The organism is Staphylococcus microti (assembly GCF_000934465.1).
Classification (GTDB): Bacteria; Bacillota; Bacilli; order Staphylococcales; family Staphylococcaceae; genus Staphylococcus; species Staphylococcus microti.
Window position 1 is genome coordinate 1 of record NZ_JXWY01000033.1, and the last position, 12,471, is coordinate 12,471.

The 12,471-nt window shown below is 38.7% G+C and carries 11 protein-coding genes, 2 tRNA genes, 1 pseudogene and 1 riboswitch; of the genes and pseudogenes, 2 read left to right on the plus strand and 12 right to left on the minus strand.

Going from position 1 to position 12,471, the window contains the following annotated elements; translation table 11 throughout:
• From TP70_RS04880 to TP70_RS04890, 4 genes and pseudogenes are all read right to left on the minus strand, one after another.
• Positions 1 to 535 (minus strand): RNA-guided endonuclease TnpB family protein (locus TP70_RS04880; RefSeq protein ID WP_044359858.1); only part of this gene is annotated, 535 nt, incomplete at its 3' end.
• A gap of 40 nt (positions 536 to 575) precedes the next feature.
• A pseudogene (locus TP70_RS12985) lies at positions 576 to 738 on the minus strand (transposase); the annotation flags it as partial.
• Between the two features lie 148 nt (positions 739 to 886).
• Positions 887 to 1,393: an alpha/beta fold hydrolase gene (locus TP70_RS04885; protein WP_052502876.1), complete on the minus strand. Its 507-nt coding sequence runs from the start codon at positions 1,391 to 1,393 to the stop codon at positions 887 to 889.
• Positions 1,386 to 2,417, minus strand: a complete 1,032-nt coding sequence (locus TP70_RS04890; RefSeq protein ID WP_044359859.1) for an NADP-dependent oxidoreductase — start codon at positions 2,415 to 2,417, stop codon at positions 1,386 to 1,388. The genes TP70_RS04885 and TP70_RS04890 overlap by 8 nt, the downstream gene beginning before the upstream one ends.
• 48 nt (positions 2,418 to 2,465) lie before the next feature.
• On the opposite strand from TP70_RS04890, the gene TP70_RS04895 reads away from it, so the two are divergent.
• Positions 2,466 to 3,020 carry a TetR/AcrR family transcriptional regulator gene (locus TP70_RS04895; RefSeq protein ID WP_044359860.1) on the plus strand — a complete coding sequence of 185 codons (555 nt, stop codon included), beginning with the start codon at positions 2,466 to 2,468 and terminating at the stop codon, positions 3,018 to 3,020.
• A 310-nt stretch (positions 3,021 to 3,330) separates the two neighbouring features.
• On the opposite strand, the gene TP70_RS04900 is transcribed toward TP70_RS04895, so the two are convergent.
• A tRNA-Asp gene (locus TP70_RS04900) sits at positions 3,331 to 3,404 on the minus strand.
• Between the two features lie 4 nt (positions 3,405 to 3,408).
• Positions 3,409 to 3,483: transfer RNA gene (locus TP70_RS04905), tRNA-Glu, on the minus strand.
• A gap of 112 nt (positions 3,484 to 3,595) precedes the next feature.
• Here TP70_RS04905 and TP70_RS04910 point away from each other — a divergent pair.
• Positions 3,596 to 4,486: a YitT family protein gene (locus TP70_RS04910; protein ID WP_169743608.1), complete on the plus strand. Its 891-nt coding sequence runs from the start codon at positions 3,596 to 3,598 to the stop codon at positions 4,484 to 4,486.
• 149 nt (positions 4,487 to 4,635) lie between these two features.
• On the opposite strand, the gene TP70_RS04915 is transcribed toward TP70_RS04910, so the two are convergent.
• From TP70_RS04915 to metX, 6 genes are all read right to left on the minus strand, one after another.
• Complete coding sequence (locus tag TP70_RS04915; RefSeq protein WP_044359862.1) at positions 4,636 to 5,922, minus strand: adenylosuccinate synthase; 1,287 nt, start codon at positions 5,920 to 5,922, stop codon at positions 4,636 to 4,638.
• 288 nt (positions 5,923 to 6,210) lie between these two features.
• A complete protein-coding gene (dnaB, locus tag TP70_RS04920; protein WP_044359863.1) occupies positions 6,211 to 7,611 on the minus strand; it encodes a replicative DNA helicase in 1,401 nt (466 codons plus the stop codon).
• A 121-nt stretch (positions 7,612 to 7,732) separates the two neighbouring features.
• Complete coding sequence (gene rplI / locus TP70_RS04925; RefSeq protein WP_044359865.1) at positions 7,733 to 8,179, minus strand: 50S ribosomal protein L9; 447 nt, start codon at positions 8,177 to 8,179, stop codon at positions 7,733 to 7,735.
• Positions 8,176 to 10,143 (minus strand): DHH family phosphoesterase, encoded by a 1,968-nt coding sequence (locus tag TP70_RS04930; RefSeq protein WP_044359867.1) that lies wholly within the window; start codon positions 10,141 to 10,143, stop codon positions 8,176 to 8,178. Before TP70_RS04930 ends, rplI begins: the two co-directional genes overlap by 4 nt.
• 11 nt (positions 10,144 to 10,154) lie before the next feature.
• A complete protein-coding gene (locus TP70_RS04935) occupies positions 10,155 to 11,069 on the minus strand; it encodes a DUF2232 domain-containing protein (protein WP_240627022.1) in 915 nt (304 codons plus the stop codon).
• A gap of 225 nt (positions 11,070 to 11,294) precedes the next feature.
• A complete protein-coding gene (metX, locus tag TP70_RS04940; RefSeq protein WP_044359870.1) occupies positions 11,295 to 12,260 on the minus strand; it encodes a homoserine O-acetyltransferase MetX in 966 nt (321 codons plus the stop codon).
• Positions 12,261 to 12,335: 75 nt separating this feature from the next.
• Positions 12,336 to 12,438, minus strand: a riboswitch (SAM riboswitch).
• Positions 12,439 to 12,471: the final 33 nt, after the last annotated feature.

Here is a 12,471-nt window from a genome sequence, read left to right on the forward strand (position 1 = left end):
ATTTAGGCAATTCATTTATCTCTTCTTTACATAACAAAGAAATATAGTATTTACCGCTAGTGCGACGTGATATTGTCGCTGACTTAATAATCCCTTTTGGTTGTCTGTGAAGCTTAATTCTGATTAAGGATTTTAATTTAGGAACTTTGACAAACTTATCATCAATCAAAGCAACTGTCCCATTTTGATTATTCGTTGTATAACTTTGAACAGGATTTTTCTTACTTTTGAACCGAGGAAATCCAATAGATTTATTACGAAAAAAGTTCTTGTAGGATTTATCTAAATTAAGTTGTGCATTAGCTAAAGCAAGACTATCGACTTCTTTTAAAAAGGGGAATTCTTTTTTATATTTTGCAGGTGTTGGAAAACGCATTTTCTTAGAGGGATTGTTCGCTTTTTCTTGATACGCTTTTATTCGGTCATTAAGCATTAGATTATAGACTTTCCGAACACAACCAAAAGATTTCGCAAAGAAAAACTCTTGTTCCTCTGTTGGATATAATCTAAATTTGTACGCTTTTAATCGTTCCATTAGATACACCACCTATCTATTTATGATGATTCGCTTGATTGGGGTAAAATTTGAACATAATGTGTATAGGGTCTTTATCATGATTCTACGCAACTAAAGTAATCAGATATTTCATTATCAATTACTTGTCTACGCAATTTCGTTACCAAAATAAGAGGATAATAAAGAAAGAATTCTAAATGACTATTTGTATCTAATGCCATTATTACATTAACACTTTTTATGTAAACTGAAAATAACACAAGTAAAACAAAAAGGCAATTCGCCATGTATAACAATTTTCAAGTTACCAAAGATAACCTTTGTACTGGACGGCATTCATCACCCACCTAGAGGATGGGCGACTTCTGCCTAAACTAAGTTAAAGAATAAATAAAACTTAGGATTTTTGCCATGTATGAGTGCTTTCATTGTAAATAAATGCGTGGTTGGACGAATATGCGCAATCCCAGTACCGCCTTTAGGCCCCGTTCCTACTAAAATAAGTTTTTCTACGCGTTCAGGTGCGATTTTGACTAATTCTTGTGCAATCATACCACCCATAGAAAGACCTAGTAAGTGGACACGTGTCAGACGCATCGCATCCATAAATGTTAATACACCTTGTGCCATACCTTCTATCGTTGACTGAACAGTGCCAGTAGTCAGCCCGACACCTTTGTTATCAAAGACGATGACTTGATAGTGCTCACGCAATTGATTTAAGACAGCCGGATCCCAGTCATCCATTGTGGCCGCCAAATGCGTAAGCAATAGCAAAGGGGGCTTAGATGCATCTCCTATCACTCTATATGCGAATCTTGCACCACGTGCTGTAATAAAGCGATTCGGTGTCGTTTGATAGGTTGTATTATCCATGTATTTTTCTCTCCATCTCTGCGTCAAACTGTAATAGCACTTTGCCTTTCGTACGTTGATTAAATGTATAGTCGAGTGCTTGATCAATATGGTCAATCGTGAATGTTTGCGGGTCAACATCTGGTACAATGTGTTCACGTTCAATCATATTTGTTATGTCTTTCAACTGCTTACCATCTGCACGAACGAAAATAAAACGATATGTCATCCCTTTCGCTTTTGCCTTACGATCAAATTTTCGTCCTGCAATACCAAATAATAATGTTTTAACTTTTGATAAACCGTGCTTCTCTGCGAATGCTTTGTTCGGCGCATTGATAAGACTCACAATCGTGCCACCTGGCTTCATAATAGACAATTCTCTGTCAAACTCATTCGGCCCTAACGTATCAATCACGTAATCGACATGAGATAAGACTTCCCAGTAGTTTTCAGTCGTGTAGTCGATATACTGATCAACACCTTTTGCGATAAACGTCTCTTTTAATCTCGGGTTACCTGAAATAATGACTTTAAGCCCCATTGATTTTGCGATAGGCACTGCCATCTGACCAAAGCTACCTGACCCCCCTGAAATGAATACAGTTTTTCCAGATTCCGCTTTTAACTCTTCTGTTAACACTTGATATGCTGTAAGACCTGTTAACGGCGCAGCAGCACCCGTTTGAAAGTCTAAATTTTTAGGAAGTGGTGCGATATATTGTGCATCTACCGCTACATATTCAGCAAATGCACCAATTTTTTCAATCGGTAATCGCGTATAAATCGCTTCTCCTAAAGCCACATCTTTTACACTTTCTCCTACTTTTACAACTGTCCCTGTTAGCTCGTTCCCTAACGTAAATGGCTTAGGGTAGTCTTGAATCAGTTTGACACTACCTGTAATTGTTAACTTTTCCAATGGATTAATCGCTGCATATGCGACTTTCACCAATACTTCATTCGGTTGAATCGTTGGTACGTCCACTTCATTGACTTTGACTTTTAAATCTTTATTGTATTTTTCTAGTTGTACTGCCTTCATAAATAAACACCTCTGTATATTTTAGTGATTTGTGATACGATATGGTTTATGGAAAAACAAAAAATAACAAAACAATTAATCGTTCAAACTGCACAAGCACTGATTCAAGACACACAGCAAGCGGAGATTTCACTCTCTCAAATTGCATCAGTATTGAATATTACACATGCAGCGATATACAAGCATTTTGACAATAAACGCGCACTATGGACGGCCGTTTGTAAAGACTGGTTTCTGTCACATATCATTCATCAAATTGATATTGATGACACGGCTTATACGGACCGCACGCAATGGTTGCACGATTATCTCTGGGCTTTTGTAAATGCGAAAAAAAATACTTACCATTCAGACCCGTTAATGTTTGCGTTAAACACACGTTACATTGAAAAAGACCCGCTTATGCTACGAGAAGTCTTAAAACCTTGTTATATCCGCATCCAACAACAAATGGGTTATGATGCAGAAGATTTGTATCAATCTGAAATGATCCTCTCAGCTTTTGCTACTTTCACATTACCTATGTTTAAAGACACATGGGATTTACCAGACTATACACAACGCTTTGAGACATTGTTTAACCTTATTAAAAAAGGTATTTAAATCGTCCCTTAACTTATATGCACGTCATATGTTAGGGGGCTTTTTGTATATGCCACTTACGACGACATTCTGTTTTAATTTTTCTATCCATACACTGTTATTTAGAATGATTTCCATTTCTCGGTTACAAATATTTATTTTTGTAACTCAAACAATAACACATCTATTACGCATTCGCTACTAATTATTACTTTTATTTGCTATGAAGACACAAAAAAGCGGAACAGTTATGACCATTCCACTTTCCCAAATTGACGTATTAATATTTTCATATAACAAAAAAAGCTCACCCGATTGGGTGAGCAATTAGCGGTCCCGACGGGAATCGAACCCGCGATCTCCTGCGTGACAGGCAGGCGTGTTAAACCGCTCCACTACGGGACCATCATGGTGACTCCTACGGGACTCGAACCCGTGTTACCGCCGTGAAAGGGCGGTGTCTTAACCGCTTGACCAAGGAGCCGTTCTTTAACACAAAAATTATTATAGCATCGACTCATCTCGTTGACAAGATTTTTTTCGTATTTTTTTGTATAATTTTTTGTAGATGATTAAAAGGGGGACAATATATGGATATGTCGGAGCAACAAACAGTATCCTACAAAAGAGAAAAACCGCGTCGTGGCGTGAGTTATTTTATTAAACGGTTTTTCTTTATTACACTTGGTGCTGTATTAATGGGAACGGCTTTGGAACTTTTTCTTGTACCAAACCAGTTGCTTGATGGGGGTATTGTTGGTATTTCCATTATTCTATCTCATTTAACAGGCTTCAAGTTGGGTCTTTTTATCTTTGTTTTAAACTTACCCTTCTTCTTTCTTGGATATAAACAGATAGGAAAGACTTTTGCCATTTCGACGATTTACGCCATTACAGTTTTATCAATCTCTACCGTTTTACTACATCCTATTGATCCAGTGATTAGTGATAAGTTCTTAGTCACGATCTTTGGCGGTGCGATATTAGGTATTGGTGTCGGTATCGTTCTACGCTATGGTGGGTCACTTGATGGAACTGAAATACTATCGATTCTCATTCAAAACAAAGTGCCATTTTCTGTCGGCGAAATTGTAATGATTATTAATTTCTTTATCTTCGCAGCAGCAGGATTCGTTTTTACGTGGGAAAATGCACTCTTCAGTGTTGTCGCATATTTCATTGCATCTAAAATGATTGATACCGTACTACTTGGTTTTGATGAATCTAAATCTGTATGGGTCATTAGCGATGACTACAAAGAAATTGGTGAAGCGATTAATTCTCGCCTCGGTCGTGGCGTGACTTATTTGAAAGGAGAAGGTGCGTATTCTGGTGAAGATAAACGCGTCATCTTCTGTGTGATTACACGTCTTGAAGAAGCAAAACTGAAAGATATTGTCATGGAAATCGATGAAAGTGCCTTTCTTTCTATCGGTAATGTCTCTGAAGTACGAGGCGGTAATCATAAAAAACGTGATATTCACTAACGATAAAATCTATTTACGTGCGTATGCCATGTGTGCTTAAATACGTAAATACATTTTATAAAAAAGCCTGAGATATTGAAATCTCAGGCTTTTTATTTACGAAAGCAGTCTTACCGCAATGTTACCGGTAGTCTTACCTCTATATTAAATTATACCCACAATTGTTCAACAACATTTGTTTGGTTACGGTCTGGACCTACTGAGAAGATTGAGATGTGCACGTTACATAACTCTGAAATACGCTCTAAGTAACGACGTGCGTTATCTGGTAATTCGTCTAACGTACGAACACTTGTAATATCTTCTGTCCAACCTGGTAACTCTTCAAAAATTGGTTTACAACGTTTTAAATCATTTAAGTTTGCTGGATACTCTGTAATTTCTTTGCCATCTAACTCATAAGCTGTACAGATTTTCACTGTGTCTAATCCAGTCAATACATCAATTGAGTTGATGGATAAGTCTGTAATACCGCTCACACGACGAGAGTGACGTAATACCACTGAGTCAAACCAACCGACACGACGTGGACGACCTGTTGTTGTACCGTACTCACGACCGACTTCACGAATGTGATGACCGTCTTCATCAAATAGTTCTGTTGGGAATGGACCATCACCAACACGAGATGTATAGGCTTTACATACACCTACCACTTTAGATACGTTTGTAGGACCCACACCTGCGCCAACTGTTACATTACCTGCAATTGGGTTACTTGATGTTACGAAAGGATACGTTCCGTGGTCGATGTCTAACATCACACCTTGCGCACCTTCAAAAAGTACACGCTCATCTGCTACGAATGCATCATCTAATACTTTTGCTGTATCTGTTACATATGCTGCTAAACTTTGACCAGCTGCGTAATATTCTTCAAAAATTTCTTCAAAAGTTGGTGCCGTTTCATTAAACATCCCTTTGAAATAATCATTTTTGTATGCCAAGTTTTCTTTTAAGCGTTTCTCAAATACTTCTTTGTCTAAAAGATCTGCCATACGGATACCAATACGTTGTGCTTTGTCTACGTATGCTGGGCCGATACCTTTTTTCGTTGTACCGATTTTGTTATCGCCACGACGTGCTTCCTCAAGCTCATCTTGTTTCAGATGATAAGGTAAGATAACGTGCGCACGGTTTGAAATACGTAAATTATCTGTCGCAATACCGCGTTCGTTTAAACCGTCTAACTCTTTTAATAATGCCACTGGATCTACAACAACACCATTACCAATAACTGATAACTTATCTTTGTAGAAAATACCAGATGGTACTAAATGCAATTTGTATGTTTCACCGTCAAATTTAATAGTATGACCTGCATTGTTACCGCCTGAAAAACGTGTGATCACATTCGCTTGTTCTGCTAAAAAGTCCGTAATCTTACCTTTACCTTCGTCTCCCCATTGTGTCCCAACTACTACGATTGATGACATAAGAGCACCTCCAAGTTTTCTCAATTAACCACATGTATTCTACCAATAACTCGACACGAATGCAAACGAAAAAACGAACATTCAATTTCACATCTTTTACAAAATGCGCACAGCTCGTCATATCTTCTTGAACACTGATGGTTGTGCTGATTATCGCAATTTCAACTAAAATCCATCTTCTCTAAAATCCTAACTTAATCAGAAAAAGCCATTTAAATACAAAACAAAAACCGTACAAAATTCTATAAAAAGAACGGAAAGTACGGTTTTGAAGACTGAAATTATTTTTTATGCCATGTCTGCATGCACATAATCAATGTCTGTAAATTTATTGTATTGTTTCATAAAGTGAAGCTTCACTGTACCAGTCGGGCCGTTACGTTGCTTGGCAATGATAATTTCAATTTCACCATTCTCATCATTCGTTTGCGGTTCAAAATTCGTATCATCGTCATCTTCATCCTGATCGCCACGATTGTAGTAGTCATCACGATATAAAAAGGCAACAATATCCGCATCTTGCTCGATTGATCCCGATTCACGAATATCACTCATCATTGGACGTTTATCTTGTCGTTGTTCCACGCCACGTGAGAGCTGACTTAACGCAATCACTGGACATTCCAACTCACGTGCAATCGCCTTTAACATACGTGAAATTTCAGAGACTTCCTGTTGACGGTTATCTGAAAAACGTGAGCCACTTCCTTGAATCAGCTGCAAGTAGTCAATCACAATCATATCCAGACCATGCTCTTGTTTTAAACGACGGCACTTTGAACGAATATCTGTAATACGTATCCCCGGTGTATCATCAATAAAAATCTTTGTTCGTGATAGCTTACCAACCGCTACTGTGAAACGATTCCAGTCTTCTTCCGTCATCGTCCCCGTTCTCAAACGGTTCGAGTCTACATTACCAGAGCTACAAATCATACGTGTCGCTAACTGATCTGCCCCCATTTCCAGCGAAAAAATGCCCACTGTGTAATTATCTTCATGCGTTGCAACTTTTTGTGCAATATTCAGTGCGAAGGCAGTCTTACCTACTGAAGGTCGGGCTGCCAAAATAATTAAATCATTGCGGTTAAACCCTGCAGTCATCTGATCCAAATCACGATAACCTGTCGGAATCCCCGGTGTCTGACCACTATTTTGGTCTAACTGCTCTGCATTTTCATACACTTGTCCCAACACATCTCGAATGTCTTTAAAGCCATCACTTTCACGTGTAGATGACAGCTCAAGAATGCGGCGTTCTGCATCGTTTAAAACGGTATCTAAGTCTAGTTCGTTGTTATAACCATCGCTCGCAATACTATCAGCTGTATGAATCAACTTACGCTTCAATGCATCTCGAAATACAACGTTCGTATAATACTCAATATTTCGCGTTGTCGGTACGCTAGACGTAATTTCCGCTAAATATTGCGCGCCACCCGCTTCATTCACAACGCCATCCTGTGTTAAACGGTCCAACACTGTGACAATATCAATGTCATTGCCATCTTCGTTTAAATGCATCATGGCACGGAAAATATGTTGATGTGGTGCACGATAAAAAGACTCTGGCAACAAGACTTCTTGCGTCGTTGATATAAGTTCAGGATCTAAAAATATCGCACCTAACACAGATTGTTCCGCTTCATTACTATGTGGCATCTGATTATGTTCAAACATACCATCCATGCCAACAACCTCCTTTAACTTCATTGCGTATCATGTCTCGGCTTTTCTTCCAGCTATGTTGAAAGTTTAAGGCTGGAACATGTTCATATGCCCCAGCCTCTTCACACGCTCCATCACGCTATTATTGTTCTACTGTATGAACACGGATTGTGCCGTCTACATCTTTGTGTAACTTCACAGGTACGTTTGTGTAGCCTAATGCATGAATACCATTTGGTAAATCCATTTTACGCTTATCTAATTTAATACCGTGTTGTTTATTTAACGCTTCAGCAATTTGTTTAGTGCTAATTGAACCGAACAATTTGCCGCCTTCACCTGATTTTGCTTTCACTTCTACTTCAAGTGTTTCTAACTTTTCTTTTAACGCTTTCGCATCTTCAAATTCTTGTTGTTTTTCTTTTTCAATGCGTTTATTTTTTTGTTCTAATTGTTTCAAGTTACCCGGTGTCGCTTCAACCGCATAACCATTTTTAATTAAAAAGTTATTCGCATAACCAACTGGTACGTCTTTAATATCGCCTTTTTTACCTTTACCTTTTACGTCTTGTGTGAAAATTACTTTCATGATTCGTCACTCCTATTTATTTGTTCAGCGATTGCTACTTTCAGTTGTTGAATCGCTTCTTCTACGGTTACATTTTTAATCTGTGTCGCTGCATTTGTTAAATGGCCACCACCACCGAGTGCTTCCATCGTCAATTGTACGTTAAAACCACCTAATGAACGTGCTGACATACCTACGAGATCGTCTTCTCGTCTTGCAACAACATATGAGGCTTCAACCCCATCCAAGCTCAACAGCTCATCAGCCGCTTGTGCAACTGTTACAGGATGATATGCTTTGTTATCAGCACCACGTGCAATGGCGATACCGTTGTCTTGCAATTCTACTGTACGAATCAGCTCTGAGCGATTAATGTACGTCTCAATATCGTCTTTCAAGAAGTGCTGTGTCAAAATCGTATCCGCACCGTGTGCACGTAAATAGCTTGCTGCATCGAACGTTCTCGAACCTGTGCGCAATGTAAAGTTACGTGTATCGACAATAATACCTGCATACATCACGGTTGATTCGAGACGTGTCAAACGCTGTTCTGTCGGTTGGTACTCAAGAAGCTCTGTCACTAGCTCTGCTGTCGAACTTGCATACGGCTCCATATAAACGAGTAACGGACTTGAAATAAAACTATCGCCTCGACGATGATGGTCGATGACTACTTTACGATTTGCTTTGTTTAAAATATTTTCATCAATAACCATTTCTGGTTTATGCGTATCAACAATGACAAGGGTCGTTTTCGATGTCATCATATTCCACGCGTCATCTGATGTAATGAAACGCTCTTTCAACTCTGGTTTCTCGTCAATTTCGTTCATCACACGTTGCAATGTCGGATCAATGTCAGAATCGTTCAATACGATATAGGCATCGAGATTGTTCATCATCGCAAAACGGGTTACCCCTATCGCTGCACCAATCGCATCAAGGTCTGGACGTTTATGACCCATGACGATCACTTTGTCGCCTTCTAACAAAATATCTTTCAATGCATGTGAGATAACACGCGCACGAACACGGGTACGTTTTTCCATCGGGTCAGTCTTACCGCCATAGAAACGCACGTTACCGTTAATATTTTTAATCGCTACTTGGTCTCCACCACGACCTAATGCTAAGTCGAGACCCGACTGCGATAGTTCGCCGAGATCAATTAAATTCTCAGAGCCTTCACCCACACCGATACTAAATGTCAACTGCGCGCGATAACCGCTACTTTTTTCACGTAGCTGGCTTAAAATATCAAACTTATCTTCTTCAATTTCACGTAAAATACGTCTATTCAAATATGCGACAAATTGATCGGAACTGTAACGCTTGAAGTACACATTGTGTGATTGCGCCCAACGACTAATGACACGTGTCACCATGGCATTAATCTCAGAACGTTGTGTATCATTCATATTTTGCGTAATTTCATCGTAGTTATCTAAGAACAATGTCGCAATAATCGGTTGTTGATCTTCGTACTCTTGACGAATCTCAGTTTCTTCCGTCATATCTAGGAAATATAAAATCTTCTCATCTTCTGAATATTTCACGCGATACGCATAGGGTCCATCTTGAAACTCAATCTCTTTCGCCTTTTCCAATTGCTTTAAAATATTGGGATAAACTTCATTGATTGGATCTGAAATAACATTACGATCCAAACGCTCCGTCATAAACGGATTCACCCATTCAATTTGTTCAGCATCATCTAAAACAATCAACCCCATTGGCATTGATTGAATCGCACGCTCGCTCCCCAATGAAACTTTAGCGCTCAAACTATCTATGTAGCGATCAAAATGCTGATACATACGTCTTAAAAGCACTGCGCTAATGATCAACATCACAAGCAAGCCTATCCCTGCAACGAGTGCATACATCTTGTTGAACAACAACAGAATACCTACACTGACAATTGCGGTAAGCGTCATCAATATAAAGGGGATGACCAATGCTTTTTTTATGGCATGACGATTCATTTTGTCACCTCTTATCGTTTATTAATCATACTTTTCAAATTCAAACCTATATCTAACAAACCAAGTAATCGTGTTAATGGATAAAACATAATGCCTAGCGTTACAAACAAAATAGACAAGCTAATGTGTAGACGGTTCACTACACATGCAAAATGAATAAAACTCAAACCTTGAATAACGAGTAAAAAGCCTAAGACAATTTGGAAATTGATACTTACACTATTCATTGTCGTTGCGGGTTCTGTTGTAATCGCTACTAATAGTGCAATCGCATAAATAATAAAAATAGAACGTTGCATCTGCCATAAATAAAGCGGTCTAAACACAGGTGTTGCAATCTTAAATTTACGTAAAATAGGGCAAATGATGATGAGTGTCACAAACATAAACAACGCTAAAGCAATAACAATCAAACCTGGTAACTGTATTGCAAGCTGTTGTACTGAGTTGTTTAACACTTCTTGTGAGGCCTGATCTAAATCTTGCATTGCAATCGTTTGGTCAACGACACTTTGATACGGTTGTAATAATTCTTGTGCGTACGGTAACTTCTGTATGCTTTGTAACAGCATCACAATACCTAGCGTCAAAACGCTCGCCACAAGAGTTGTCATATACAAAATACGCTCTTTTGATGCACGCATTTGTAACATGCGTCCAATTAATGCACTTAGCACAAAAATAATGATCATAATGCTCATCATGAAAACACTGCCTGTCATTGTGGCAACGATAAATGTAATGAATGCGCTCAATCCGAATGTATGAATAGAGCGATGCCACAATATAATGCCTGGGAGTGTCATAAACAACGCCACAATTAATCCTAATGGCGGTACGAAGTATATCACTAAGACAGCCAATATCCATGCAAGTGTGCATAATATCATTGGCTTAAACTGAATTTTTGAAAACAATAACGCCACTTCCAAACTATTTTATTTCTATAACCTTTATTTTACAGGCTTTGTAACATGAATACAATGACTTGAACATATGCTTCATTACTACGCATATAAGTCACGAAGCTGTATGGTTATATTAAAAAAGCAAGGCACTTTGTACATGCTTTACTACTGATACTTAGCGTCCTTACTTCTTCTTTTCTTCATTCCTTTGATTATAACAAAATGTAAGATATACGTCTAAGTTTAGCGACGAAAACGAGAAACTTTCAAGAAATGATATAAATACGGTGCCCAATCATTGAAGTTTAGTAGGAAGCCGTCATGACCGACGTTATCTGGCACGAAAAAATGACGATGATAGCGGAAATGTCGTCCGACCGCTTCAACCTGATCATCTGGATACAATAAATCATCTGCAAAGCCAATCGTTAACACCTTCGTATCCATCATGCGATAAACCGCACTGACATCCGCACGACCGCGATAAATATCATGACTGTCTAAGACGTCGAGCAGTGTTAAGTAACTCTTTAGATGAAACATATTTTTAAATTTATCGCCTTGATATTTTTGATATGCGACAACTTCATCGGGCGTAAACCGTGCTTCATAACTTTTAGAAGAGCGATACGTTAGAAAGCCAAGCTGTCTCGCAATACTCAATCCTTCCGTTCCCCCTAGATAAATCGCTTGGCGGGCAATCTCATTAAATGCGCGACTATATGAAGACGTCTTTGCTGTTGCCGCTAGAATGACCGCCTTTTTCACATGAAATTGTCGATTGTACAATAGTTCCATCACTTGCATGCCACCTAGAGACGCACCAATCAAAATATCAATTTCTGTGTAACCGAGTGCTTTTACGCCTAACTCAATCGCACGCACAATGTCACGTATCGTTAAATGTTCTGGAAAATGAGCATCGTTGGCACGTGAACTCGAACCAAATGGGCTGCCAATCACATTAAATGTTAAAAACTGATAGTCGTGAAATGGAATATATCCTCCATCTATTATTTCTCGCCACCAGCCTGGCGCATCGTCTGTTCCATAGGTAAGATGATTGCCAGTGAGCGCATGACATACTAACACAAGCGGTTGCCCTTTATATCCGACATACTCATAACGCAGCTGTAAATCATTAATCGTTTCACCAGATTCTGTCGTAAAAGCACCTAAATGTAACGTATCCACAATATAATTCGTCATTCTACGTACCTCCCTTTATAAAATAAAAAACCGCATCATTGAATGAACAATGATACAGCCTCACAAAATGTATATGACTTATCATTCGACATCAATCGTTGGTAGTAGCACCGTACTTTGTTAAAAGTGGTTGCTGAAGCGTCAACGGGCCAAATCCCTCAACTTCTCTTAATAAGTTTTTATTTAGATTAAGTGTTATTGTACACGATTT

Coding starts and splice junctions, on each gene's coding strand:
- TP70_RS04885 (WP_052502876.1), bottom strand. CDS start 1,393: ATGGATAATACAACCTATCAAACGACACCGAATCGCTTTATTACAGCA.
- TP70_RS04890 (WP_044359859.1), bottom strand. CDS start 2,417: ATGAAGGCAGTACAACTAGAAAAATACAATAAAGATTTAAAAGTCAAA.
- TP70_RS04895 (WP_044359860.1), top strand. CDS start 2,466: ATGGAAAAACAAAAAATAACAAAACAATTAATCGTTCAAACTGCACAA.
- TP70_RS04910 (WP_169743608.1), top strand. CDS start 3,596: ATGTCGGAGCAACAAACAGTATCCTACAAAAGAGAAAAACCGCGTCGT.
- TP70_RS04915 (WP_044359862.1), bottom strand. CDS start 5,922: ATGTCATCAATCGTAGTAGTTGGGACACAATGGGGAGACGAAGGTAAA.
- dnaB (WP_044359863.1), bottom strand. CDS start 7,611: ATGGATGGTATGTTTGAACATAATCAGATGCCACATAGTAATGAAGCG.
- rplI (WP_044359865.1), bottom strand. CDS start 8,179: ATGAAAGTAATTTTCACACAAGACGTAAAAGGTAAAGGTAAAAAAGGC.
- TP70_RS04930 (WP_044359867.1), bottom strand. CDS start 10,143: ATGAATCGTCATGCCATAAAAAAAGCATTGGTCATCCCCTTTATATTG.
- metX (WP_044359870.1), bottom strand. CDS start 12,260: ATGACGAATTATATTGTGGATACGTTACATTTAGGTGCTTTTACGACA.